This window comes from Paenibacillus borealis, assembly GCF_000758665.1.
GTDB classification, from domain to species: domain Bacteria; phylum Bacillota; class Bacilli; order Paenibacillales; family Paenibacillaceae; genus Paenibacillus_AQ; species Paenibacillus_AQ borealis.
This window is the reverse complement of sequence record NZ_CP009285.1, coordinates 960464-985726: the sequence shown is the minus strand read 5'-3', so window position 1 is coordinate 985726 and position 25263 is coordinate 960464. Positions and strand designations below refer to the sequence as shown.

Here is a 25263-nt window from a genome sequence, read left to right as displayed (position 1 = left end):
AAATGCACCAGCTGCTAATTATTGACGATCAAACTGCCCTTGCGGATGATCTGGCCGACATGCTCCCCTGGAGTGAGATCGGAATCGGCGTTGTCCATAAAGCATACTCCGGACGGGAAGCGCTGGAGCTGCTCTATGAGCATTCCATCGATATTGTAGTGACGGATATCCGGATGCCGGGAATGTCAGGGCTTGATCTGATTGCCGAAATCAAGCGGAACTGGAAGCACATCAAGTGCATTCTGCTGACCGGATATGCGGATTTCGAGTATACCAAGCAGGCACTGAAGCTGAGATCCAGCGACTACCTGCTCAAGCCGGTCGAGGATGCTGAACTGATGGAGGCTGTACGCCGGGCACTGGACGAGCTCGAACGGGAATGGCAGGAAATTACCTCTACGCAGAAAGCTATTTATGCACTGCGGGAGCAGCTGCCCAAGCTTAGGGAATATCTGCTGTTGGATTTGATTAACGGCAAGCAGCCTCCCTCCGCAGGTCCGCTTGCCAGGAAGCTTGAAATGTACGAAGTCCAGATTCCCCGGGGAGCAGACTGCAGCATGATGCTGCTGCGGATTGACGATACAGAGGGCATGTACGATCCGGGCGGTGAGACGCTTATTGAATACGCGCTGACCAATATTGCCGCCGAGCTGTTCAGCGACCGGATGTGGCTATGGAATTGCACAGATATACATGGTTACATCGTATGTATACTGTCACCCAAACCTTACTTTGACGGGCCGGCAGCATCCTCCAAAGCCGAAAAAGAGGATCTGGATGCCTGGATTGAAACCCAGGCCTTCCAGCTTCAGCGTGCCGCCAAATCCTACCTGAAGATCGGCATCTCGGTTCTGACGAGCAAACGCGGGCAATTCCCTGAAGAGCTGGGAACCTTGTACCAATCCTCTCTGGCCAGCTTCCGGCACTTCATCGGCAGGGATACCGAGCTGTTCGTTTCGCTGGCCCAGGAGCCGGAACGCGGTGAAATGCAGCAGCTCAGCGAGCTCTACCGTTCGCCCACACTCGGCGCATTGCTGGAAATGGGCCAATGGGAAGCTGCTGACGGGAAACTGGGGGCTATCCTTAATGAGCTTGATGAGGAATGGCGGGACTCACAGGAGCATATCCTAGAGACCTATTTCGCCATCGCATCTTCTATCGCCTCGCTCATCCACCGCACGAAGAAGTGGCTGGCCGATACGATTGGTGATGATTTCTACACGGTAGCCGGCGGACCGCCCATGCAGACAGTCAGCGAGCTGCGCAGCTGGAGTGAACGCGTAATTTCCAGCTACCGGCTCTCGGTCAGCAGTGTGGAGAAGGATTCCCGCTCCTCCATTATCCGTAAAGTGCAGGACTATATAGCGCATAATCCCGGCACAGCTTCGCTGCAGACCATATCCTCCAGCGTATATCTGAACCCCTCCTACCTCTCCAAGATATACAAGCTGGAGACCGGAGAAGGAATCAGCGAATACATACTCCGGGTCCGTATGGAGAAGGCCATTCTGCTGCTGGCCCAGTCACCGGACAAAATCTATGAGATCTCTGTCCTGCTCGGCTATCAGAAGCCAAGCTATTTCATCCAGCTCTTCAAGAAGCATTACGGCATGACACCGCAGGAATACCGCAACAAACTGGGATTGTGAGCATTTAACCATATATACACATTGCCCGGTACTCTTACTAGGAGCTGAGCTTATGCCTATTCATCCGATTGACCCGATCCTTATCTCCATGCCGGAGAGCTTGAAGAGCAGCCGCCTGCTGATCCGCGCCGCTCTATGGGGAGACGGCGCCGCCGTAAATGAAGCTGTCCGGGAGAGCACAGCCGAATTAAGCCCCTGGATGCCTTGGGCACAGCATATCCCGTCCGTGGAGGAATCCGAAGCTTCCATCCGGAAATCACGGCTGCAATTTCTGGACCGCAGCGATATTCGGCTGCTGCTCGTGCACAAGGAGACCGGACAGCTGGTCGGCAGCAGCGGCCTGCACCGGATCGACTGGCAGGTGCGGAAATTCGAAATCGGCTATTGGGTGCGCACCTCCTGCGCCGGACAAGGTTATATCACAGAAGCAGTGGCTGCCATTACCGATTTTGCCGTACAGGAGCTGCAGGCTAACCGGCTGGAGATCCGCTGCGATTCCCGCAATACACAGAGTGCGCGGGTGGCTGAACGTGCAGGCTTCACCCTGGAAGGCATTCTGCGCAATGACAAACTGGATGTACAGGGTGCCTTAAGAGACACTATGATTTATTCAAAAGTCCGTGGAGCTGATTATTAATGGTTGAATTTATGAAGGATTATAAACATAACGACGCGTTAAGGCGAAGTTTCTTCAGGCTGGCCGAAGATACATTCGGACTACAGCTGGAGCACTGGTATGAGGCAGGATTCTGGAATGAAAGGTACATTCCTTATTCTTACACTGAGGGGGATCAGGTCATTGCGAATGTCTCGGTTAACCTGCTTGAGCTGATTATTAATGGTGTGAAATTCCGCACCGTACAGCTCGGAACGGTGATGAGTCATCCTGACTATCGGGGACAAGGCCTGTCAGCCCGGCTGATGAACAAAGTGCTGGAGGATTACGGAACACAGTGTGAGTTCATGTATCTTTTTGCCAATGATACAGTACTGGACTTCTATCCAAAGTTCGGATTCCAGCCCGTGGAAGAGCAGATCTTCTCTATGAACTGCCCTCCCGCTTCAGCCGGATCTGCCCGGTCTGCGGCAACCCGCAAGCTGGATCTGTCCATAAGTCGTGATCTGAGCCTGGTTTCCGCCTTCGCAGCCCAGCGGCTGCCGGTATCTGAACGCTTTGGCGTGAGCGGCGCCGACGGACTGCTGATGTTCTACTGTCTGAACGTCTTCAGCGGCAATATATATTACCTGGAGAATGAGGATGTCATCGCCATCTGCCAGCAGGAGAGCGGCCGGTTAGAGATTTACGATCTGATCAGCACGAAGCCCGTCGCCGTCCGCGAAACCGCAATGAAGCTTGCCGACAGCGCTACGGAGACTATAGTCTTCCACTTCACGCCCGGTGATGATGACCTTGAGCTGGTAAGCACCAGCTGCCCTAGCGGTTTATTTGTGCGGAATCAGAGCAGCCTGCAGTACCCTGCGAACGTCAAGCTTCCGGCAACATCCATCGCTTAAACGCAGGACTCTTATAGCATTCAGAGTGTCATGAACTGCCCCTGCCGGGCCAGATAAGCTTCCTTCTCTTTGTAGTCCGGCATCACACTTCCCAGGCGGCGCCAGAAGGAACGGTCATGATTCATATGCAGCAGATGACACAGCTCATGAATAATGACATAGTCGATCACCTCAGGCGGCGCCATGGCAAGGCGGTAGTTGAACGTCAGTTTTTTATCGAAGCTGCAGCTCCCCCACTTGGTCCGCGATTCCACTATCTCGACGCTCTTAGGCTTCACCTTCAGCTGGGCCCCATAACGGGTGATGCGCTCCGCAACAATTTTTTTCAGACTATTGAAATAAAACTTCTTCAACGCAAGCTTCAGCGCCTCCGCATCCATATCACCGGTCGTAATCAGCTCATGCAGCGCGTATTCCTTCCCCAGATACAGATATGTCTCTTCCCCCTGATACTCCTTGACCTTCGGCACCTGCCGGGCCGCCGCATTACTGCGCAGCTTCTCCAGAATCTTGGGGCCAAGGCCTTCCAACGCACTGCGGATACTCTCTTCACTTGTTCCTGTAGGCACCTTAACGGTAATGAGATCTGATCCGTCAATCTGAACGGACATCTTCTTGCGCTTGGCATATTGAACATGGAGCGTAATCATCTGATCTTCGAGCTGAATCTGCATAGCCACCATCATTTCTGTAATTTCTAATACACCGGATACCCGGATACAAACACTGCCAGATACAGCAGACTACCCGCAATGAATATTGAGGTAAGCGCGATATCCTTTCTTTTACTATCCTTGGTCAGCAGCACTGCCGCGAAGGCCAGCGGAAAAGCCACGGCGAAATAACGCGGAGCGGACAGCAGCCACGTCGGACCTACAACGTAGACGAAATAGACGATCAGATACGCCATGTAAGCAGGTTGAAGCTTCTTCGCGCTTTTGAACATCATGAAGAGCACCAGGAAGATACTGAGCAAATTCGGCAGCCACAGCCCCAGGAACGAACGGTAGTCCGCATCCTTGAAGGTATTCACGGCATATTCCATCTGATATCTCACGGTATCGAAAAAGAAGTAGAACTGCTGCGACCAGTGTTCCCGCTGATAAATACTGAACTGGAACGCGTTGCCCGTAACATTGTAATTGATATAGAGATAGGCCAGCAGACCGAAGGAGACTGTAGCAAGAGAGAGCACTGCTTTGATTACTCTGTTGGTAAAAGCCTTCCGCTCCATCTGCCTGTAGCCTGCAGCCAGGTCCCGGGCAAATTCCACGGCAACCGGTACTGCCAGCAGAATCCCCGGAGAACGGGTGAAGCCGGCCAGCGCCGCACAGAGGCAGCCGAGCAGCCAGCGCTTCTGGCGCACATAATATAATGCCATCAGGGAGAGCAGCAGGAACAGCGCCTCCGTCATGGGGATAAAGAAGAAGAACGCCGAAGGAAAGATGAAAATATACTTCACGACCCGCAGGGCATTGCTGCGTCCCATGTCCAGCCTGGCAAGCTCATAAGCGAATAACGCCGCAGCAAGGGTGCAAAGGTTAGCGGCAACAAAGCCGGCAACCATATAATTGCCTGTGAAAAACTGCGCCAGCTTAATGACGACCGGAAATAAAGGCAGGAACACAATGTGGAACCGTGAGTCTCCTTCCGTGACATACCCGTGCTCAGCGATACCCAGGTAAGACATAGCATCTATTCCGCGGATATGCCAGGTATCGATAAAGCGGGAGAATAAGCTTCCGGATCCCCCGTCTTTAAGCATCCAGAATACATAGGCTATCAGGATGAGCAGCACACGGCTGGCCACAACCCAGAGCACAATCTTCCACCATATCCGCTGCCGCTCCTCAGGCAGACTGTCTATAGTTACCGGGTCCTGCGTATTCCCTGAACTTATGTATCCGGTCAAAGCGGGAATGGCCCGCAGCCCTGTCCAGACAAACAGCCCCAGACAGACTAGCGAAGCAAGTGTGCCCATCAGGCTCCACGTATGTACGGATACCGCCCATCTCCATGCGGCCACTATCATAATCAGAATAAAGAGAACTGAAACTGCTTTGTCGACCTTTTTCACCATAGCCTCCGGTTCCGCATCCATTGCGGCATTGATTAGGATTAGAATTACAATAATCAGTCTTTTTCTCATTTTCTTATAGAAGTGGCTTTTACACAATAATTAGTTTGCGGCGATGTGAAAAGCAAAGAGGAGCGCTGCCCATAAACCGGCAGCGCTCCTCTTCATCTATTTCAAGTTCGTCCCTCCCGGCAGCCCGGGCTTCGGTCTCTTATTTCGCTGTAACACCGCCGTCTACCGGCAGTTCTACACCGGTAATATAAGCCGATTCATCGGAAGCGAGGAACAGCACAGCTTCCGCCACCTCGGAGGCACGGCCGACGCGCGGCAGCGCCGTCTGGGACAGGAACCATTTCAGCCTTTGTTCATCATTCACGAACTCAGCGCTCATCGGCGTTTCGATAAATCCTGGATGTACCGAGTTGACCCGGATATTATCTTTACCGAAATCAACAGCCGCCGCTTTGCTCAGCATGCGGACCCCGCCTTTGGAGGCTGTATAAGCCCCTGCGCCGCTGCTTCCGGTTAGTCCGGCAATCGATGAAATATTGACGATTGAGCCTCCGTTATGAGCCTGCATATGCGGAACCACATATTTCATCCCAAGGAAGGTGCTGGTCAAGTTAATGCTAATGACCTTGTTCCACTGCTCCATGGTTGTATCGAGAAGTCCGGTTGCCAGCGAAATCCCCGCATTGTTAACCAGCACGTCGATTTTGCCGTAAGTCTTAATCACTTCATCAATCACATGGATCCATTGCTCTTCCGAGACCACATTATGCACATAAGCTGTAGCCTGACCTCCATCAGCTTCAATTTCCTTCACTACAGCCTGCAGCGCAGCTTCATTAATATCGGTAACGGCAACCTTAGCACCTTCCCGCGCAAACAACAGAGCTTCTTCTCGCCCCATGCCGCTGCCGGCTCCGGTAATAATAGCAACCTTATCCTTAAGTCGATTCATAGCTGTATCCCCTTCGGTATATGAGTTAAAATATATGGTGATAGTTCTACTATCACTGTGATATATATCATATCACTTTGTGCAGATAAACTCAAACCCTCCTTGCTTAAAGAATAAGCACTAGCTATACTACTGGTAGTTCAAATACCGATAGTGAAAGGGTTTAAGCTCTTATGGATCCCAAAACAAGATACGAGAAGGAACGCCTTGACGGCAAACAGCAGCGCCTGTCCCTGATTCTGGAAGCAGCAGAACGCGTATTTAATCAGAAGGGGATTGAGAAAACCACGATGCAGGATATTGCAACTGACGCGAATATCGGCATTGCTACCCTGTTCAGATATTTCCCCAAGAAAGAAAAGCTGATTGTCGCGGTTGCTACCCGGCTGCTGGAGCCGATGCTGGAGCGGTTTGAATATGTGGCCGGATTGCCTGTGCCATGCCTGGACAAGCTTGAAGCATTATTCGATTTTTTCATTGAGGATCACTATAAATTAAGCACAACCTTCATGGTTGACTTCGAAAGCTACGCCGCCCATTTCCCGGAACCGCTGGAGGATATTCATCACTTCAATGCTCTAACCCGGCAGATCTCACAAGTCTATTCCCGGATCATTCAGAACGGCATCGAAGACGGCTCCATCCGCTCTGATCTTGAGGCCCGGGATACTTTAACTACATTAATTAACACATTCGGAATCTTCTCGAAGAAGCTCTCGCTGCAGAAGAACATTCCCATGCTTGAAGCGGATCTTCCAACAGAGCGCCAGCTGGATATCCTCAAGCGGGTGTTTCTCGATTATCTGAAGCCTGTCTTCTAGCGGAGGCACCAAAATAGGGGGTGACCCCGCAGCCGTTTGTACATGGCTGCGGGGTCACCCCCTTCATATGGAGACATCTTTATCGGACTCCCTGACAATTACGCTTTAGGCAGCAACGGGAAATGGCAGGCTACCGGACGGCCTGGTACCACCTCTTCAAGCAGCGGCTCCACCTGGCGGCATTTGTCCTGAACAAACGGACAGCGGGTATGGAACCGGCAGCCGGACGGCGGATTGGCCGGGGATGGCACATCCCCCTCCAGCACAATGCGGTCCTGCTTGCGTCTTGGCGTCGGCTTCGGAATCGCCGAGAGCAGGGCGGCAGTGTAAGGATGCAGCGGCGCTGCAAACAGCTCCTCCGTCTCAGCCACCTCCACCAGCTTGCCCAGATACATCACCCCGACGCGGTCCGAGATATGCCGGACGACATTAAGGCCGTGCGCAATGAACAGGAACGTTAGTCCCAGTTCCTTCTGCAGCTTCATGAGCAGGTTAATTACCTGGGACTGTACCGATACATCCAGTGCGGATACAGCTTCATCGGCAACAATAAACTGCGGATTGAGGGCAATCGCTCTCGCGATCCCGATCCGCTGGCGTTGTCCGCCGGAGAATTCATGCGGGTAACGGTTCCGGCGGCTGGCATCCAGCCCCACCAGCTCCATCAGTTCTACCACCCGGGTATCGATCTGCTTACCCGACATATTCCGGTGAATGCGCAGCGGCTCTCCGATAATATCCTTAACGAGGAACCGCGGATTCAGTGAGCCGAACGGATCCTGGAAGATAATCTGCATTTCTTCCCGCAGCTTCCGCATATCACCGGAGCTCAGTGAATGGATGTCCCTCCCCTTGAATAACACTTCTCCCCCGGTTGCGCTCTGCAGCCGGAGCAGTACCCGGCCGAATGTAGATTTGCCGCAGCCGGATTCACCGACCAGCCCGAAGGTCTCACCTTTGCGGATGGATAAATTGACGCCATCCACTGCCTTAACCTGTCCCACAGTACGGTTAAGCAGGCCTTTGGTAATCGGGAAGTATTTCTTCACATCCTTAACTTCAAGCAATATCTCTGAAGAAGGCTTATGTTCTCTTACCGGTTTGGTTACAGTTTCCTTCATCATGCGCGTTTCACCTCATTACTGTAATCCGCCTGAACCGGCTTATCCTTGAACAGCCAGCAGGCTGCACGGTGATCATCCGAGATCATGAAATCCGGCGGCTCCTGATTTCTGCAGATATCCATGGCATGAGGGCAGCGCGGATTAAAGCGGCAGCCGGATGGCAGCTGGCCAATCGGAGGAATCGTCCCGCGGATGGTATACAGCTCGCCTCCCCGTCCGCCTTCAAACCCCGGTATTGACTGGAGCAATCCGACCGTATACGGATGGCTGGGATGGTCGAAGATCTCTTCTACAGTCCCCTCCTCCACGATGGCTCCGGCATACATTACAGCGATGCGGTCTGCCATCTCCGCCGCCACGCCCATATCATGGGTGATCAGCAGAATGGACATCCCGAGTTCAGACTGAAGCTTGCGCAGCAGATCCAGAATCTGGGCCTGCACAGTTACATCGAGCGCTGTTGTCGGCTCATCGGCGATCAGCAGTTCAGGTTTGCAAGCCAGAGCGATGGCGATTACCACACGCTGACACATCCCGCCGGAGAGCTCATGCGGATACTGCTTGGCACGGATCTCCGGAGCTGGGATACCAACTAACTTGATCAGATCAACCGCCATCTTCATGGCTTCGGCATCGCTCTTGTTCTGATGGAGCCGCAGGCTCTCCGCAATCTGTTCCCCTACTGTAAATACCGGATTCAGCGAAGACATCGGGTCCTGAAAGATCATCGCAATCTGATTGCCGCGGATTTTCCGCATCTCTTCCTGGCTCTTCGCCGCCAAATCCTGGCCGTGAAAATCAATATGGCCTTCGAGAATCATCCCTCCGGCATAATCAATCAAACGCATGATTGCGAGTGAGGTCACACTTTTACCACTGCCGGATTCACCGACAATACAAACTGTCTGCCCTTTATCAATAGAAATGGAGATACCGTCGGTTGCTTTGAGCAGCCCCTTCTCTGCCGCAAAGCCGGCGGTCAGCTTCCGGATTTCGAGTAGTTTTTCCGCCATTGTTCCAGCCTCCTCCGGGATTTGGTCACTTGCTGTCTGGGATCTAGCGCATCCCGGATGCCGTCGCCGATAAAGTTAACCGCGAGTACTACGAGCAGGATACAGAGACCTGGATACACCGCCTGCATCGGATCTACAAGCATGAATTCCTGAGCGTTGCTGAGCATCAGCCCCCAGCTTGTGGCCGGTGCCTGAATGCCGAGGCCCAGATACGACAACGCAGATTCACTCAGAATCGCACCGCCGACCATCAGAGTCGCATTTACGATAATCGGGAAGCTTGCATTACGGAGCAGATGCCGGAAAATGATCCCCCAGCTGGATACCCCAATCGCCCTGGCCGCCTCTACATACTGCATTTCACGCAGCTGCAGGAAGGTCCCCCGGACAAGCCGGGCAATACTCATCCAGCTGGTAAATGCCAGAATAAGAATCATGTATTTAATCTGTGTGCCGAACAGCGCCATAATCAGGATGTTCAGAAACAGGGTCGGAACAGAGTTCATCACGTCTACAATACGCATGAATACCGTATCTACAAACCCGCCGAAATATCCTGAAATCGCCCCGATAACCGATCCGACCACTACGGAAACAAACGCAACGGAAAACCCGATGAGGAGCGAGACACGCGCACTGTACAGCAGTCTGCTGAGAATATCGCGGCCCAGCTCGTCTGTGCCCATAGGATGCCCTTCAGCCCCCGGCTTCAGATTGGCGAACATCAGATCAATCGTTTCCGGTTTATATTGGGTCAGGTAAGGAGCGAAGACCCCGAGCAGTATAAATATAATCAGTACTATCAAACCGCCCATCGCGAACGGATTGCGTGAGAATTTCTTCCATAACACTCTCCAGGGACCTGGCGGCCGTCTGGAATCCACTACCGGAATCTCCGGGTCTGTGCCTCCGGGCACCGGACTCATATCCGGTGTTCCCAGCGGCTTGGAGACAATCCCCTTGGTAAGCTCAGTATTCTCTGTACTCATGCTGTCTTGCCTCCTTGCTTACCGAGCTTCACCCGGGGATCAACTACGGCATACAGTATATCTGCGAGGAGATTGCCGATAACGACTATAACAGCCGTCACTATAGTAACAGCCATCAGTGCCGAATATTCGCGTGCACCTGCCATCTCTACAAACCAACGGCCCATTCCCGGCCAGTTGAATACATTCTCAGTTAATGCGGCCCCTCCCACTAGTATGGGAAGATCAAGGCCAAGTATTGTAATAATTGGAATCAGCGCATTACGCAGCGCATGGCGGAAGACCACCTTGCGTTCTTTGACGCCTTTGGCACGTGCTGTGCGGATATAATCCTGATCAAGCACTTCCAGCATACTTGCCCGCGCATATTTCATATAAGAGGCCAGGAAACCAAGTGCCAACACTGTTATCGGCAGCACCAGATGCATGAACAAATCGCCTATATCGCCTTCTTTACCTCTTGTATACATGTCCGACAACGGAAACCAGTCCAGCTTCAGTGACAGCCACTGCTGGAGGAGAATTCCGAACCAGAAGGTCGGCATGGCAAAGCCTAAATAAGAAATAAAGGAAGCCGTCTGGTCAGATAAACCATATACTTTGGTACTGTTATAGATTCCCCAGGGGATTGCGATCAGCAGCGATACCAGCCAAGCCGCACCCATCAGAATCACGGTGTTGCCAATACGCGGCCAGAGAAGATCGGATACTGCAATATGGTTCTTAAAAGTGTAACCCAAGTCCCCTTGCAGCAGGTCGCCGATCCACCGGACATACTGTACGGGAATAGGCTGGTCCAGTCCAAGGTTCTTGGCTTGCTGCTCGAATATTTCCGGCGTGAGTCCCGGAGAGAGCATCACTTGAGTCGGTCCGCCCGGAGCAGCGTGGATGAGTAGAAAAGTTAGTATGGTGATCAGAAAGATGACCAATACCGATTGAAGCACTCGACGTATCAGATATTCTGTCATGGGCTATCCTCCTAGAGATGGTAAGGCGATAGATTACGGAAGGCTCCCCCATTCATACAAAAGGGGGAGGTGAAAGAGAACTCTCTTTCACCTCCCGCAAATCTATTCAGTTAGTCGGTTCGTTAGTCGGTTACCCACCATTTAATAGCATGGAAGAATTGTCCGTAGCCCAGTGACGGCTCAGGAGCATCCTCCTCTGCCCAGTGTACTCTAGGTCCTGTTCCGATAGCCTGACCATATTGATACAGGAATACATAAGGAAGATCCGTGGAAATTTCTTTACCTACTTCTTTGTAGATTTCTTTACGTTCAGCCTGGTCAACAGTGGAATAACCATCAACCCACAGCTGATCCAGCTTCTCATTCTTATACCAGCCGCTGTTCTGTCCAGCTGGCGGGAAGTATTTCGAGGAGAAAATGCTCTCTGCATCCGGATCCGGTGTATTCAGGGACCAAGCCAGCAGCAGGGCCTGGAATTTACCCGGTGTTACGTTCTGGTCAATCCAAGCTGCAAAGTCAATCGCCTTAGGCGTTACTTCAATCCCAACATCCTTCAGGTTCTGCTGGATAACAGCAGCGACTTGCTCGCGGCGGCTGTTGCCGGCATTGTATTGCAGTTCGAAGGAGAAGCGGTGTCCGTCTTTGACGAGAATACCGTCTTTAGGATCAGCAACCCAACCGTCTTCTGCCAGAAGCTTCTTGGCGGTTTCGGCGTTATAATCATAGTTCACAGCGGCTTCACCCGGGTCAGCCCAAGTGTCCGGAAGGAATGGTGCATTCATCAGGGCGCCTACGCCTTTAAGGATGTTGTCTACCATACCTTGACGGTTCAGTGCATGGGCAATTGCCTGTCTGGTCTTCTGTCCTGCGAACAGGCCGTAGTTATCCGGGAAGTTCTTGCCGTCGAAGTTAAACATTACATATTCATACTGTGCTCCCGGCTTCTGAATAATATCGATGTCGCCGTCAGCCTTGACAGCTTCAACCTGCGTTACCGGAATCGCACTGATATGGTCAGTGTCGCCCTTCATGATAGCCTGAACTTCAGTGTTCTGGTCTGCGTAGATTTTGTAGACGATTTGAGCAATATGAGGCTTAACAGTACCCCAGTAGTTCGGATCAGCATCAAGGGTGTGACTTTCGCCTTGTTTCCAGGCTGTCCATTTCCATGGTCCGCTGGTTACGGTCTTGGCCGGGTCCGTTCCATAGGCATTGGTTTGAATTTCAGTCGGCTTTACATCCTTGAGAATATGAGCAGGAACAATTTCTTGAACCAGCGCATACAGGAATGGAGCATAAATTTGGGACAATGTGAATTTCACGGTATGGTCATCGATCTTCTCCACCGTTTTCACTTTGTCATATTGGCTGATCAGCGGTGAACCCGTTTCCGGGTTTTTGCCGGTTTCAATGGTATAAATTACATCATCCGCAGTGATCGGCTGGCCGTCACTCCATTTGGGAGTATCCTTCAATTTAACCGTATAAGTCAGACCATCTTCGGAGATTTCAGGAAGCTCGGCAGCCAGAGACCAATCCTCTGCCTGTACATTGCCTTCGCGGTCCAGGTTATACAGCTTGGCGAAGACGAATTGGGCTACATCGCCTGAAGAGGTATCATTGATTAAGAGAGGGTTAAGATTAACAATATCGGAGAATGTGCTTGTAACGAGAGTTCCGCCGTCAACGGGTGCGTCAGCCGCAGGCGCTTCAGTAGCATCAGGGGCCGTACTCTCTGCCGGGGCAGCCGTTGCTGCAGGAGCATTAGTTGGAGAACTCGCAGTGTTATTGGTGCTGCAACCCGTGAATAGAACCCCTACCAACGATACAACTAATAAACTAGACCACCATTTTCTCTTTTTCGCCATTCCTTTTACTCCTCCTTAGTTAAGTGCGTGTAGCGGGCGTTGCCCGGAGCCATAGTTCCGGTTCGCCACCTTCTCTTCAAAGCTTCTCGGGAGACTGGGATGTTCTGGATGATTTTGTACCTGCCGTACTAATCAAGCTGACATCTGCAGCACATGTAACATAACATAACATGCAATACAAATGACATTCATGAGTCGAATAGACCGAAGGTCAATTAGAGGCAGGGGCAATTTTCCCGGATGGGAGTCTTAACAATTCCCTATAAATTATGGTTTATATTACATGTGAATATATCTTACGTCAATATATTTCTTTATCACTTTCATATCTTATTTATGCGCATAAAAAATAATTCCTTCCAATATAGTAAAAGAAACTCCTTCAAAACCGCTTTTCTCATCATTCAGCTGTGTTTAATGCGGTTAGTTTTTGTGACTTAATGTTATCATATTCGTGTTAATTCGACACATTTCTGCAGGATTATCTTTTTTACGAGCTTAATCGCACGGTGACTTCTATATTTTCATGCATAAAAAAGAAGAAAAGCAGGCAGGGAGAACTCTCCCGACAGCCTGTTTTTCTTCCTCATTGTCTTGCTCTATTTATGTTTTTGACAAAATAGTGACTACGCTACTCCACCGATTTCAGTGCTTCAATCATATGAATCCGCTTCAGCTTAAGGTGCATGAACACCATTACAATCCCCGAGAACAGCACGGTCAGCAGAGCGGCGTACAGATAACTCTGCCATTTGATCAGCGGCGCGAACATCGTGGCATCCAGCTCAGCCGTTGACAGGACAAAGCCATGCAGCAGAATCCCGAGTGCACCCCCGAAGATGATCCCAAGCAGGGTTAGCAGGATGTTCTCCCGGTATATATACATGGTGACTTCCTTATCATAGAACCCCAGCACCTTGATCGTAGACAGCTCACGGACCCGTTCAGACACATTTATATTGGTCAGGTTATAGAGCACCACGAAGGCCAGTGCTGCAGCGGACACAATCAGCACAACAATGACCACATCCATACTCTCCATCGTTCCGTCAAAAGCTTCACCCACGCCGCTGGAAAAGCTGACCATCGCCACCTGTCCGTTCGACGTTAATTTTTCCCCGAAAGTGTCCTCCCACTGCTTATCCTGCGCGCTGTAGTTCAGCAGCTGAGTGTTATAGACCGGATCGTGACCAAATACCTCTGTATAGTACGCCGGTGTCATATACACATAATGCAGCACATAGTTCTCGGTGACCGCCGACACTTTGACCTGGTACTCCTCATTGTTGCTGTCCAGCACGGTCAGGCTGTCTCCGGGAACCAGATCATACAGCCTGGCGAGCTTCTCCGTAATGATGGCGCCTTCGTCTGTCAATACCCTCGGTTCATCTGTTGTACGGTCCTTCATTGTAACGAACGGAGCCAGTTTATCAGCATCTGTAGGGACGAAAATCCGCACCTCCTGATCGTTAACCCCTTTGGCCCGGGCAGTCATTGCTTCCTGAAGCACATCCAGCGTTCCCGTAACTGCTGGCTCCTGTTTAATCAGTTCTGCATAGGACGCCTTATCTTCGGCCGTTGCATTGTCGTGCAGCGCCACCAGAGCACTGTATTTCATAATCCCGCCGAACTGCCGGTCAGCAATGCTGCCAATGGAATCCTTCAGCCCAAAGCCGGTCAGAATAAGCGCTGTACAGCCCGCCACCCCGATTACGGTCATGAACATCCGCTGCTTGTAGCGGAACAGGTTCCGGGCGGTCACCTTTTGCACGAAGCTGAGCCGCCTCCACAGAAAGCCGAACCGCTCCAGCATAATACGCTGCCCGCTCTTCGGTGACTTGGGCCGCATCAGCACTGAAGCATTGCTGCGCAGTTCTACCCGGGAAGCGATCATCGCCGTCATGGCTGTACACACCAGCGCTACTATTATGGAAATAATGGCGTAAGCGGGATAGAAGCTTTTGATTACATCCGGCAGGTTATAGAGCTGGCCGTAGGCATTATAAATAATGCCCGGAAACAAGGTGAAGCCGACCGCAAGACCGGCAATGGAAGCGGCAAGGCTGGCCAGTGTGCCATACACCAGAAATTTGGCCATAATGTCCATGGCTCCATACCCCAGCGCCTTCAAGGTGCCGATCTGCAGACGCTGCTCTTCAACCATGCGTGTCATTGTTGTTAAGCTTACGAGTGCCGCAATCAGGAAAAAGAACACCGGAAACGCCGTGGCAATCGCCGACAGCCGGTCCGCATTATCCTTGTATTCGGCGTACCCCGGGTTGATCGTCCGGTCTGTCACATACACCTTCGGCTGCTCCAGCGGGTTCTGCGCGGCTAGTGCTTCCGCCTGCTGTTGCTGCTGTTGCTGCTGCGTCGCGTCCATAGGCTGCTGGCCCGCAGCCATCATCTCTGCGGCTTCCGCTTTCAGTTCTTCCAGACGCTGCTCCGGATAATTCTTCAGCGCATCCTCCGTCTCAGACAGATGCCGCTCTACAAGGTCATCATAAGCCGGAGTATAGGCTGATTCTGCTGCCGTATCTGTGAAGCTGAGATAAGCCTCCGTGTACACCGGAAGATTGAAGTTATCTTCCGGGATGACGGCAAACGCATCGGCTGTTCCTTTGCCGATCCGGCTCGTTCCGCGGTTCGACGTTTCAATATATTGCGGACTCTGCACGAAGCCTACCACGGTATAGCTTAATGTCTGGAAATTCTCCGCCAGATCATTCCCGGCTTCCCCGCTGAAGGTTATCGAATCTCCCAGCGAGAACTTCTCTTCCTGCAGCAGATTTGCGTCCAATACGATTTCCCCGGAGGCCTCGGGCAGATGCCCGGAGGTGATTTTGTACCCGTTCAATTCATTCTCGCCGGTATAGGAATATACCTTGGCAATCAGTCCGCTCTCTCCAAGAAACACATCGGAGCTGTATACAGGCTGAACCGTCTGCACCCCGGGAATATCCCGGAGATCATCAATACTTTTCTCCGTCAGCCCATAAGTTGACTGAACACGTAAATCCATCAGCCTATAATCCTTATAATAAGTCGCTGCGGTATTCAGCATATCCGGTCCTGCCGACTTGATCCCGGCAAAGAAGCTTACCCCCAGCATAATGATCGCAAAGATGGAGAGAAACCTTGCTTTAGTATGACGGATTTCCCGAAAAACATCCTTCCATAATGCCCGTTTCTTCATGGTTTCCGGCTCCTTACCATTCGATATCTTCCACGGATACCGGAGATGCATTCTTCACCATTTTCCGTACCTTGGCGTTGTTGATTTCAATGACCCGGTCCGCCATCGGCGCAATAGCCAGGTTATGCGTGATAACAATAACCGTGGTTCCGGTATTGCGGCAGGTATCCTGCAGCAGCTTCAATACCTGTTTGCCGGTATTGTAATCGAGCGCACCTGTCGGCTCATCGCAGAGCAGCAGCTTCGGCTGTTTGGCCAGCGCTCTGGCAATCGCAACACGCTGCTGCTCCCCGCCGGACAGCTGGGCCGGAAAGTTATTCAGCCGCTCTCCAAGCCCTACATCCTCCAGCACCTTCCGGGCATCCAGCGCCCGGGGAGAAATCTGGGATGCCAGCTCAACATTCTCCAGCGTCGTCAGATTGGGGACAAGATTATAGAACTGGAATACAAAACCCACGTCATTACGGCGGTAGCCGGTCAATTCTTTGGCGCTGAAACGAGCGATGTCGGTACCGTCCACAATGACCTGGCCTTCGTCGGCGGAATCCATTCCGCCCAGTATGTTAAGCACTGTCGACTTGCCTGCTCCGCTGGGTCCTACAATTACAGCGAACTCTCCCTGTTCGATTTCAAATTCAATCCCGTCATTGGCGACAATCAGGGTCTCCCCCATTTTATACCGCTTATATTCGCCTTTCACAGTAACAAACGCCATGCCATCTCCTCCTGTCATTTCCACAACCTGCACGCAGCATAACCCAAGTTTATCATAAGACAACCCCATAAATAAAAAGTGGGAGATTGCGCGGCAATCTACTGTATGATCCTTACCGGAATAACGGAATTTGAACAAAACTCATCCTAACAGCTGAAGCAAGCTGGAGCTTATGCGGATATGCGGACTGTTTAGCTTATGTAGATATAAAGGCTACTTCACATTTCAGCCTGCCGCCCACTCTCGGCGGATTCAGGGGCACTAATGCTCCTCATTTTCTCCTCCCGCCCACTTTCGGCGAAATCAGGGGCACTAATGCTCCTCATTTTCTCCTTTTGCCTTCATTCGGTGAAATCAGGGGCACTAATGCTCCTCATTATCTCCTTTTGCCCGCATTCGGTGAAATCAGGGGCACTAATGCTCCTCATTTTCTCCTTTTGCCTTCATTCGGTGAAATCAAGGGCACTAATGCTCCTCGTTTTCTCCTTTTGCCTGCATTCAGTGAAATCAAGGGCACTAATGCTCCTCGTTTTCTCCTTTTGCCTGCATTCAGTGAAATCAGGGGCACTAATGCTCCTCATTTTCTCCTTTTGCCTTCATTCGGTGAAATCAAGGGCACTAATGCTCCTCGTTTTCTCCTTTTGCCTGCATTCAGTGAAATCAGGGGCAATAATGCTCCTCATTTTCGCCTCCCGCCCACTTACGGCGGGATTAGAGGGATTTATCCCTTTGATTCCACCGTACCGCCCACTTTCAGCGGGATCAGAGGGATTTATCCCTTTGATTTCCCCGTACCGCCCACTGCCGGCGGAATCAGAGGGATTTATCCCTTTGATTTCCTCATACCGCCCACTTCCGGCGGGATCAGAGGGATTTATCCCTTTGATTTTCCCGTACCGCCCACTTCCGGCCGGATCAGAGGGATTTATCCCTTTGATTTCCCCATATCGCCCACTTCCGGCGGGATCAGAGGGATTTATCCCTTTGATTTTCCCGTACCGCCCACTTCCGGCGGGATCAGAGGGATTTATCCCTTTGATTTCCCCGTACCGCCTACTTGCGGCGATTCGCTGGGATTCCTATGCCCAGAACAACTTCGTCCGTCAGACGGATCAGCTCCAATTTCCAAATAAACTGATCCCCAACAGACAAATATCATTATTTCCAATAAAACAAAAACCTCCTTGCGGAGGTTTGAGCTAACCAGCTGATTTGTGGTTTAAGGTGTCGGCATGCCGCCGTTAGCATTCAAGGTCTCGCCGCTGACATAGCTGGATTCCTGACTGGCCAGGAACACATAAGCCGGGGCCATTTCAGCCGGCTGGCCGGGACGGCCGAGCGGCGTCTTGGCTCCGAAATCCTTGAGCGCTTCCTGCGGCTGTCCTCCGCTTACCTGAAGCGGAGTCCATACTGGTCCAGGTGCTACAACATTGACCCGGATTCCCTTGGCCGCCACCTGCTGAGCCAGCGATTTGCTGAAAGTGTTGATTGCACTCTTGGTTGTGGCATAATCCAGCAGAATCGGTGCAGGCTCATAAGCCTGAATGGATGCGGTATTGATAATTGTACTGCCCGGCTTCATATGTTTCACCGCTGCCTTGCAGAGCCAGAACAGCGCGTATACGTTGGTCTTGAACGTTGCATCGAATTGCTCTGTGGTCAGATCGGCGATATCCGGCACAAACTGCTGCTTACCGGCGATGTTGGCCAGGATATCAATCCCGCCCAGTTCTTCCACGGCCTTCGCAATCAGTTGTTCACAATACTTCTCGTCCTTCAGATCGCCCGGTACGGCAACTGCCTTCCGTCCGGCTTCCTCCACCAGCTGGACGACTTCCTTCGCGTCAGCTTCTTCCTCCGGCAGATACGCAAGCACCACATCAGCCCCTTCACGGGCAAAAGCAATGGCTACCGCCCGCCCGATTCCGCTGTCCGCTCCGGTTATCACGGCCTTACGGCCGGTAAGCCGTCCGCTGCCGCGGTACGTTCCCGCCCCGTCATCGGGACGCGGATGCATCTTCTTCTCCAGGCCGGGACTCGGCTGTTGCTGTTCAAACTCCGGCGTAGCTTTTTCATACTGCTTCGCAGGGTCCTGAATCGTGTACTGATCGCTCATTGTGTATTCCTCCTCTGTAGGCTTCTGACTCTTTCTATGTAACCAGCTTCCCATTTTCCTAAACGAATTATGTATGGGCTGGAATATAAAAAAAGCCCCCGCTAAATAAGCAAGAGGCCTTAATACTTCCAATTCAACCATTCTTAGAACTCTTCATACACCGCCGGGTCCTGATCCCACAGCGGTCCGGTTGTCGGAATATCCGAGATCAGCTTCATCTCTTCATCTGACAGCGTAAAGTCGAAGATATTAATATTCTCCCGCTGATGTTCCTCCGACGCTGAACGCGGAATCGGAACCGCACCCAGCTGCACATGCCAGCGCAGAACAATCTGCGAAATGGATTTATTATGGGCGGTGGCAATCGCGCCGAGCTGTTCATTCTTCAGCAGATCCGTGCCTCGTCCCAGCGGACTCCAGGATTCTGTAATAATACCGTGTTTCTCGTGGTAAGCGCGCTGCTCTGCCTGATTGTAATACGGATGCAGTTCAATCTGATTGATGCTCGGTGCGACGCCCGTTTCCTGAATCAGACGGTCCAGATGCTCCGGCAAAAAGTTGCTGACTCCGATAGAGCGGATCATTCCCTGCTTCTGGGCATCGATCAGCGCCTGCCACGCTTCTACATACAGGTTCACCTTCGGATTAGGCCAGTGGATCAGATACAGATCATAATAATCAAGTCCCGCGCGGTACAACGATTCCTGAACTGTCACGATCGCCTCATCATACTTATGGTGGCGTCCCGGGAGCTTGGATGTAATGAACAGCTGGTCTCTGGGCACTCCGCCCTGCCGCACCGCTTCCCCGACAACGCCTTCGTTCTCATAGTTAAATGCTGAATCAATCAGGCGATAGCCCAAATCAAGGGCAGTCTTCAAATGCTGTACTCCCTCCGTGCCTTTAATCCACGCCGTTCCAAAGCCAATCGCAGGCACTTTCAATCCGTCGTTCAACACTACTTTTGGAATGTGATTTGCCATGATGATACAGCCTCCTATTAAGATAGTTGCTTACATTATCGCAGAGAATGAGGGTAATATCAAAATCCCTATCCTTATTATCACATTATCTGCTATACCAGGCGGCTCTCCAGCGGGTAGCGTACACGCCTTCTTTCAGATAATGTAGCGGTACCCCCTTCCGCCGCAGCTCCGGTAAGTACCGGATCAGGCCCAGGTCCTCAATGATCCAGATGACGCCGTCCTGATCCCTGGTATCCACAAACAGCAGCCCGCGGCTGTACAGATATTCCGCCAGCTCAAAACCGGAGTCCCCATAATCTCCCGTTTCAGCACTGTCAGCCGATAAGCCCTGCCAATAAGGAACTTCCAGACCCGCATCCGCTTCCAGCCTGATAAGCTCCTGCTCCAGTGCCGCCTGTCTTTCCTCTTCTCTATTTCGCATTTCTTCCGTCCAATAGTCCGTCAAATTCGGCTGCCGGCTGATTTCCTGATAAAAGATTTCCGCCGTCTCCTCTTGCTCCGCAGCCATGAACCCGGCCGGTTCCGCCGCTGATTCCGCAGCAGTTGAATGATCTGCACCGGATTCCTGATCAAGCTCCTGCCACTCCCGCCGGATCTGCGCCGCCCCGTTGACGACGGCCGCCTTCAGCGCATGTTGTCCGGTATCCCCGGCATCCGCATCTTCCTCCTGCCGGTGAAGCTCACGGGGAATATTCAGCTCCTCCAGTCTGCGGAACAATGGCTGCAGCGCCTGCTCCGGATTCCTGAAAAACTCCCCTCCCCGGATCCGTACAAATCTCCAGCCAAGACGTTCCAGTATGGACTGTCTGTCCATATCCTCCTTAAGCTTCCCGGCAGGATGCCATTTGTCCCCGTCGCATTCCACTGCCAGACGTTTCCCTCCCCCTTCGACTACCATATCGATCCGGTACGCCCCCACCTTCCATTGAGGCAGTACCCTATAGCTTTCCTGCAGCACCCGCCGCATCACCTGCCGCTCGAATTCGGATTCCGGCACAGGCTCATGCTGTTTATACGTTTCATCCGCTTCATACGGATTTCTGACATATTCAATTAAACGTTTCCGTAAGTCGCCTTCTTTGAGCTGGGCTACGGAATCGAGTGAGTGTACCAGCCATAACTGGTCACGGGCGCGGCTCACAGCTACGTTATACCGTTTCTTGGTGCGGTTCCCCGGATCAGAGATCAGGCGCAGGGGCACGGCTTCCTCCGAAGCATCCACCATGGATAAGAAAATAATGTCGCGCTCATCGCCCTGAAACTGCGCGGAGTTGCCGCAGCGTATCTTCCGCCGTTTGTATTCTGTTGCCGGAATATACTTCTGTAAATACTGGTCAATCAGAATAGCCTGCTCTTCGCCAAGCAGCGTAATCACGCCAAATGTAGCATCCTTGTATTCTTCCAGCCGGATAGCAGACAGAATCAGCGAAGCAATGGCCTCTGCTTCCACCTCATTGCGTTTATTGTTCCGGTTCCCGCCCTGAACCCTGTATTCTACAGTATACGGTTTCGTAATTACTCCGCTGGCATCGCGGAGGGGAAGAATGGAACCATTATAGGAGAGCAGGTTGCTGAACTGGATAATCGGCTCCACGCAGCGGAAATGCTCCCGGAGCTGCGTCATGCCCGCGAATGAAGTTTTGGCTAAGTCATAAATCGAGGTGCTGCCGTCATAAAGCGCGGCATTGGGAATCCCCTCCAGATGGGCATCCATCAGCCTTCTGGTCTCATCCAGCCGCTGGCCGACGGCTTCCGGACTTACCTGCTCATCATCGCCCACCACGACAATTTGCGTACCCAGATACAGTGCTGTCAGCGCCATAATATCTGCCTGGCTGGCTTCATCCACGATAACCACATCGAACCGGTTCTCGGACGGAGTGAAGCTGTCGACCACTCTGTATGTGGGCATAATCCAGACAGGAACAGCCGTCTGGCAGACCGGCATCAGCTTCCGGGCTTCGGCAAGCAGATGGGGAGCCGCTTTACCTGTGCGCTTGCCGGCTTTCTTCATCAGCAGCTTCCATCCATGAAGCGCGTTCTGCTGCTTCAGCGTAGTTTTCCGGGCAAGCGCCAGCCAGGCCTTCTTCTCCACTAATTGAAGTGTGGCCGCCTTGAATTCCCGGCGGACATCCGCCAGTTCCTCCTGAAGCTCCTGTGCTGAAATTCCTGCCCGCTGATCAAGCTCCATATCCAGCTGTTTGAGCAGCCAGACCGCTTCAAGTCCGGCCGGTGCCTGGTGCTCACCGTGGATTCCGCTTCTGCTCCGAACCGCCTGAGCCCAATCCGGAGCGCTCTGCTGCAGACGCTGCAGCCATTCCTGGCGTTGGCCGATTAAGGCACTTTTATCCCATAGAAGCTGAACCGCCTGATACGCTTGTTCATAGGACTGCGGGTCCAGCCGGACTACGCTTTGCTGCAACCGGCCGGCTATAGCGGAACGGTAGTCTGCCAGAGACTCCGCAGCCCTGCCTGCTTCCGCGAGCTGCTCTTTGACTGTCTTCCATCTCTCTGCAGCAATATATGAATCTATAATAGAAGGAAGCTCCTGTTCTATCAGCTCCCGCATATGTTGCCATTCCATATGTTTGCCCACCGCCATAGGACTCGCGTTCAGCAGAACATTCCACAGCAGCCCTTCACCCTCCAGGGAATGAAGCGGCGGATCAAGGCTTGTCTGCCGCCAGTCCAGCAGGCTGCGGATCTCCTGAATAATCTGATCCATATACTCTTCAGGCTGTGGTCCGAACTGTGACAGATCATATCCGCCCCGGTCCGTAACCTGACGCTTCCAGCGGATGACGGACTTGGTATGTTGATCCTGATAAGCACCAACTGCAAGCAGAGCCTCCAAATAGTCGGCATTGACCTCTTCGGTTCCTTTGCCGGGAGGTGCAATAAGCTCGCAGGCCTTCTTCCACTGCCTCTTGAGCAGCAGCTGAAAGGCGCTCAGCTTCCCTCCGCCTTCCAGATACCGTTTCATTTCCTCCAGCACAGGCAGCAGCGGCTGAAGATCCGTACCGGCCAAATGTTCAAAGCCGTATTTGTATTTGGCAGTTCTCGCTATCCGGTATAGCTCAAGCCATTTCTCCACTTCTTCCAGCAGATTGGTCCAATCGTGCTTATCATTATCTTTTGCCGAGATCAGATCCAGCTTCCACTCTTCCTCAGAAACCCCACCAAACGCTTCACGAAGCTGCTGTAGAGCAGCGTTAAGCTTATCGGGGGATACGTCCGAACCCGGCGTGAAGTAAGGAAGATGCCTGCCGGTATCCATATCGGACAGCTGCTGATGCTCCAGCACAAGCGCATGGAATATTTCCGGCGTGACAGACAGTTCCAGACGATTACTCAAGTATTGGAATTCCGTCTCATCCTGCGCACTGATTTCTCCAGAGCTTCTATATAAATGTTCCAGTTCTTCAGGGGTAAGCGGACAAGCATGTCCGGCTGCTACCCTCCCCGGAATCTGCTCCATAGTATCCCGGCCTGCAAAGATTAACTTGGCAGCTTCAGACGGATCAAACGCTGTACCGGAAATTACGATAGGCCGGTAATCGTTCTCTCTGGAGAGCCGCAATCTGTCTTCAATGCCCCTGATCTGTTCCAGAATGGATTTACGCCCGGTGGTAAGCAGCTCTACTTCCGCTTCAGTCTGATCAATGGATATGGAGCTTAATGTGGAAGTAATCTTGTCGATGGAATTCTCCAGCTGCTTCTGCCCGCTGGCATCATCCAGCACACTGACACACAGATCCTGCAGCGGCCTTGCCACTTTATCACGCAGCACAGCCAGTGCCCTTGAAGTATGGCTCGTGACCAGCACGCTCTTGCCTTCCGCCAGAAAATGGCCCAGCAGATTGGCAATCGTATGCGTCTTCCCGGTACCCGGCGGCCCCTGTACCAGAACGGAGCCATATCTCCCCAGCTTCAGTGCGATATCCAGCTGCTCCGAATTCGCTTCTTTGGTGAACAGGACATCTTCATTCTCACCATTTACATTCAAATTAGAATACGTAAACACCTGCGTTTCCGATGAATCCTCTCCCGGATCAATTCCGGTAATTCTGGCAATCGCCTGGGGGAGTTCCTCTCTATCATGTAAATCCTGAATAATCTCTTCGAACGCATGATCGAAACCAGCCGACCGCCTGCGCAGAAAAATAACCGGCTCCCTCCGGATATACACTGCTGTCCTATCCTGAGCCGGTTGTGCAGAGGTTCTATGAAAAGGGATAAACTCCGCCTGGGCAGACAAATACCCGGATACTTTGCGTAAATAATCATCCGTAGCACTGAAATCCAAAGGGAAGCAGCCAGCCTCCAGCAACTCCGCGTTACATTTCTTAAGGGACCCCGGGCTGACTTCGGGCACATCTCTGAATAAGGAGCCATGAAATTCGGGAGCAGCTTCGGAGGCGATGACTGTAAATTCAGGTCCCTCCGGATTGAATACAAGCTCGACCCTTTGTAAGAGCACCGGATGATGAATCGGCTCCGGAGTGAGCTCCCAGTGCAGCATCCCGTCGCCGATCATCAGCTCCACGGCATCCCGTTCACGGTCAATCCATGAATAGAGCATATACAGATCCTCAAACAGCCTGATCGTTCTGCGGACAGGCCACTCCCTCTCCTGCCAGGCCTCACGCTCCACAATCCAATTCTCCCAGAGCCGCACTCTCTCTTCGTCCTGATCGAAACGTTCAACATAAGCTTCATATTCCCCGGAATCCGTAGTTTCCCGGTAACTGTCCATGCTCTCCAGCCGTTCCAGACGGGCATGAATGTTCTCCCAATCCGGCTTCAGCCAGCGCTGCAGCAGCTCCGGCGGTTTCGGGCAGGCGGTCCGGTCAGGCCGCTTCACGCGCAGCAGCACCTCAGACATCTCATCTTCTATACGTTCAGAAGGGCTTATCCCCTCTGTGAAATCACAGCTTACATTAGAATGAACCGGCAGGTCGGCAAGGGTCTGCGACCATAACTGCCCGGATATGCGCTTGATTATCGGCTGCTTCAGCTGATGCAGAGCCTGCAGATAGGTAAATACCTGAATAAGCTTCTGTTTCGCCGCGATTCGCTGATCTTCGCTAATTCCCATACATAGCCCTTCTTCTCTGTCCTTTTGCGACAAAGATCCTGTTTTTTGAACTAATTATAATATAATCCGCCAGGTTACAATACCAGTATTTTCATACCAAGTAGAAACGGTACCGTCCTTTAAAGGACGGTACCGTTTCAGCGAGAAATAGAAGGATAATTTAT

General features: G+C 52.1%; 18 protein-coding genes. 5 read left to right on the top strand and 13 right to left on the bottom strand.

The window, feature by feature from the left end; all coding sequences use genetic code 11:
* Nucleotides 1-2 precede the first annotated feature (2 nt).
* Genes PBOR_RS04160 through PBOR_RS04150 form a run of 3 tightly spaced genes read left to right on the top strand, consistent with a single transcriptional unit; the run spans nt 3 to nt 3164 of the window.
* On the top strand, nt 3-1649 hold the full coding sequence (locus PBOR_RS04160; RefSeq protein WP_042210611.1) for a response regulator transcription factor: 1647 nt from the start codon (nt 3-5) through the stop codon (nt 1647-1649).
* Between the two features lie 52 nt (nt 1650-1701).
* Nucleotides 1702-2286 (top strand): GNAT family N-acetyltransferase, encoded by a 585-nt coding sequence (locus PBOR_RS04155; RefSeq protein WP_042210610.1) that lies wholly within the window; start codon nt 1702-1704, stop codon nt 2284-2286.
* A complete protein-coding gene (locus tag PBOR_RS04150) occupies nt 2286-3164 on the top strand; it encodes a GNAT family N-acetyltransferase (RefSeq protein ID WP_042210609.1) in 879 nt (292 codons plus the stop codon). Before PBOR_RS04155 ends, PBOR_RS04150 begins: the two co-directional genes overlap by 1 nt.
* 20 nt (nt 3165-3184) lie before the next feature.
* Here the strand turns inward: PBOR_RS04150 and PBOR_RS04145 are convergent, their stop codons facing one another.
* The 3 genes from PBOR_RS04145 to PBOR_RS04135 form a co-directional block, all read right to left on the bottom strand.
* Complete coding sequence (locus PBOR_RS04145) at nt 3185-3838, bottom strand: M48 family metallopeptidase (RefSeq protein ID WP_042218890.1); 654 nt, start codon at nt 3836-3838, stop codon at nt 3185-3187.
* 23 nt (nt 3839-3861) lie between these two features.
* Nucleotides 3862-5313: a hypothetical protein gene (locus PBOR_RS04140; RefSeq protein WP_042210608.1), complete on the bottom strand. Its 1452-nt coding sequence runs from the start codon at nt 5311-5313 to the stop codon at nt 3862-3864.
* A 139-nt stretch (nt 5314-5452) separates the two neighbouring features.
* A complete protein-coding gene (locus PBOR_RS04135; protein ID WP_042210607.1) occupies nt 5453-6205 on the bottom strand; it encodes an SDR family NAD(P)-dependent oxidoreductase in 753 nt (250 codons plus the stop codon).
* A 173-nt stretch (nt 6206-6378) separates the two neighbouring features.
* Between PBOR_RS04135 and PBOR_RS04130 the strand changes: the two genes are divergently transcribed.
* Nucleotides 6379-7026: a TetR/AcrR family transcriptional regulator gene (locus PBOR_RS04130; RefSeq protein WP_042210606.1), complete on the top strand. Its 648-nt coding sequence runs from the start codon at nt 6379-6381 to the stop codon at nt 7024-7026.
* A gap of 98 nt (nt 7027-7124) precedes the next feature.
* Here the strand turns inward: PBOR_RS04130 and PBOR_RS04125 are convergent, their stop codons facing one another.
* The 7 genes from PBOR_RS04125 to PBOR_RS04095 form a co-directional block, all read right to left on the bottom strand.
* On the bottom strand, nt 7125-8150 hold the full coding sequence (locus tag PBOR_RS04125) for an ABC transporter ATP-binding protein (protein WP_042210605.1): 1026 nt from the start codon (nt 8148-8150) through the stop codon (nt 7125-7127).
* Nucleotides 8147-9163 (bottom strand): ABC transporter ATP-binding protein, encoded by a 1017-nt coding sequence (locus tag PBOR_RS04120; RefSeq protein WP_042210604.1) that lies wholly within the window; start codon nt 9161-9163, stop codon nt 8147-8149. The genes PBOR_RS04125 and PBOR_RS04120 overlap by 4 nt, the downstream gene beginning before the upstream one ends.
* Nucleotides 9130-10089 carry an ABC transporter permease gene (locus PBOR_RS04115; RefSeq protein ID WP_042218889.1) on the bottom strand — a complete coding sequence of 320 codons (960 nt, stop codon included), beginning with the start codon at nt 10087-10089 and terminating at the stop codon, nt 9130-9132. Before PBOR_RS04115 ends, PBOR_RS04120 begins: the two co-directional genes overlap by 34 nt.
* 59 nt (nt 10090-10148) lie before the next feature.
* Nucleotides 10149-11120, bottom strand: coding sequence for an ABC transporter permease (locus PBOR_RS04110; RefSeq protein ID WP_042210603.1), 972 nt, complete (start codon nt 11118-11120; stop codon nt 10149-10151).
* A 122-nt stretch (nt 11121-11242) separates the two neighbouring features.
* The gene (locus PBOR_RS04105) at nt 11243-12988 is read right to left on the bottom strand and encodes a peptide-binding protein (RefSeq protein WP_042210602.1); all 1746 of its coding nucleotides are present in this window, start codon (nt 12986-12988) and stop codon (nt 11243-11245) included.
* Nucleotides 12989-13619: 631 nt separating this feature from the next.
* Nucleotides 13620-16184 carry an ABC transporter permease gene (locus PBOR_RS04100; RefSeq protein WP_042210601.1) on the bottom strand — a complete coding sequence of 855 codons (2565 nt, stop codon included), beginning with the start codon at nt 16182-16184 and terminating at the stop codon, nt 13620-13622.
* 13 nt (nt 16185-16197) lie between these two features.
* Entirely contained in the window at nt 16198-16899 is a 702-nt protein-coding gene (locus PBOR_RS04095) for an ABC transporter ATP-binding protein (RefSeq protein ID WP_042210600.1), read from the bottom strand.
* Between the two features lie 335 nt (nt 16900-17234).
* On the opposite strand from PBOR_RS04095, the gene PBOR_RS37640 reads away from it, so the two are divergent.
* Nucleotides 17235-18032 carry a hypothetical protein gene (locus PBOR_RS37640; protein WP_157763970.1) on the top strand — a complete coding sequence of 266 codons (798 nt, stop codon included), beginning with the start codon at nt 17235-17237 and terminating at the stop codon, nt 18030-18032.
* A gap of 86 nt (nt 18033-18118) precedes the next feature.
* On the opposite strand, the gene PBOR_RS04090 is transcribed toward PBOR_RS37640, so the two are convergent.
* From PBOR_RS04090 to PBOR_RS04080, 3 genes are all read right to left on the bottom strand, one after another.
* A complete protein-coding gene (locus PBOR_RS04090; protein WP_042210599.1) occupies nt 18119-19015 on the bottom strand; it encodes an SDR family oxidoreductase in 897 nt (298 codons plus the stop codon).
* A gap of 143 nt (nt 19016-19158) precedes the next feature.
* Entirely contained in the window at nt 19159-19998 is an 840-nt protein-coding gene (locus tag PBOR_RS04085) for an aldo/keto reductase (RefSeq protein WP_042210598.1), read from the bottom strand.
* Between the two features lie 85 nt (nt 19999-20083).
* Nucleotides 20084-25099 (bottom strand): AAA domain-containing protein, encoded by a 5016-nt coding sequence (locus PBOR_RS04080; RefSeq protein ID WP_042210597.1) that lies wholly within the window; start codon nt 25097-25099, stop codon nt 20084-20086.
* Between the last annotated feature and the right edge of the window lie 164 nt (nt 25100-25263).

Excerpts from the sequence above, each read along its gene's own strand:
- PBOR_RS04105 (WP_042210602.1), bottom strand. The coding sequence starts at position 12,988 with ATGGCGAAAAAGAGAAAATGGTGGTCTAGTTTATTAGTTGTATCGTTG.
- PBOR_RS04110 (WP_042210603.1), bottom strand. The coding sequence starts at position 11,120 with ATGACAGAATATCTGATACGTCGAGTGCTTCAATCGGTATTGGTCATC.
- PBOR_RS04080 (WP_042210597.1), bottom strand. The coding sequence starts at position 25,099 with ATGGGAATTAGCGAAGATCAGCGAATCGCGGCGAAACAGAAGCTTATT.
- PBOR_RS04130 (WP_042210606.1), top strand. The coding sequence starts at position 6,379 with ATGGATCCCAAAACAAGATACGAGAAGGAACGCCTTGACGGCAAACAG.
- PBOR_RS04095 (WP_042210600.1), bottom strand. The coding sequence starts at position 16,899 with ATGGCGTTTGTTACTGTGAAAGGCGAATATAAGCGGTATAAAATGGGG.
- PBOR_RS04100 (WP_042210601.1), bottom strand. The coding sequence starts at position 16,184 with ATGAAGAAACGGGCATTATGGAAGGATGTTTTTCGGGAAATCCGTCAT.
- PBOR_RS04120 (WP_042210604.1), bottom strand. The coding sequence starts at position 9,163 with ATGGCGGAAAAACTACTCGAAATCCGGAAGCTGACCGCCGGCTTTGCG.
- PBOR_RS04115 (WP_042218889.1), bottom strand. The coding sequence starts at position 10,089 with ATGAGTCCGGTGCCCGGAGGCACAGACCCGGAGATTCCGGTAGTGGAT.
- PBOR_RS04150 (WP_042210609.1), top strand. The coding sequence starts at position 2,286 with ATGGTTGAATTTATGAAGGATTATAAACATAACGACGCGTTAAGGCGA.
- PBOR_RS04135 (WP_042210607.1), bottom strand. The coding sequence starts at position 6,205 with ATGAATCGACTTAAGGATAAGGTTGCTATTATTACCGGAGCCGGCAGC.
- PBOR_RS04085 (WP_042210598.1), bottom strand. The coding sequence starts at position 19,998 with ATGGCAAATCACATTCCAAAAGTAGTGTTGAACGACGGATTGAAAGTG.
- PBOR_RS04145 (WP_042218890.1), bottom strand. The coding sequence starts at position 3,838 with ATGCAGATTCAGCTCGAAGATCAGATGATTACGCTCCATGTTCAATAT.
- PBOR_RS04155 (WP_042210610.1), top strand. The coding sequence starts at position 1,702 with ATGCCTATTCATCCGATTGACCCGATCCTTATCTCCATGCCGGAGAGC.
- PBOR_RS04090 (WP_042210599.1), bottom strand. The coding sequence starts at position 19,015 with ATGAGCGATCAGTACACGATTCAGGACCCTGCGAAGCAGTATGAAAAA.
- PBOR_RS04140 (WP_042210608.1), bottom strand. The coding sequence starts at position 5,313 with ATGAGAAAAAGACTGATTATTGTAATTCTAATCCTAATCAATGCCGCA.
- PBOR_RS04160 (WP_042210611.1), top strand. The coding sequence starts at position 3 with ATGCACCAGCTGCTAATTATTGACGATCAAACTGCCCTTGCGGATGAT.
- PBOR_RS04125 (WP_042210605.1), bottom strand. The coding sequence starts at position 8,150 with ATGATGAAGGAAACTGTAACCAAACCGGTAAGAGAACATAAGCCTTCT.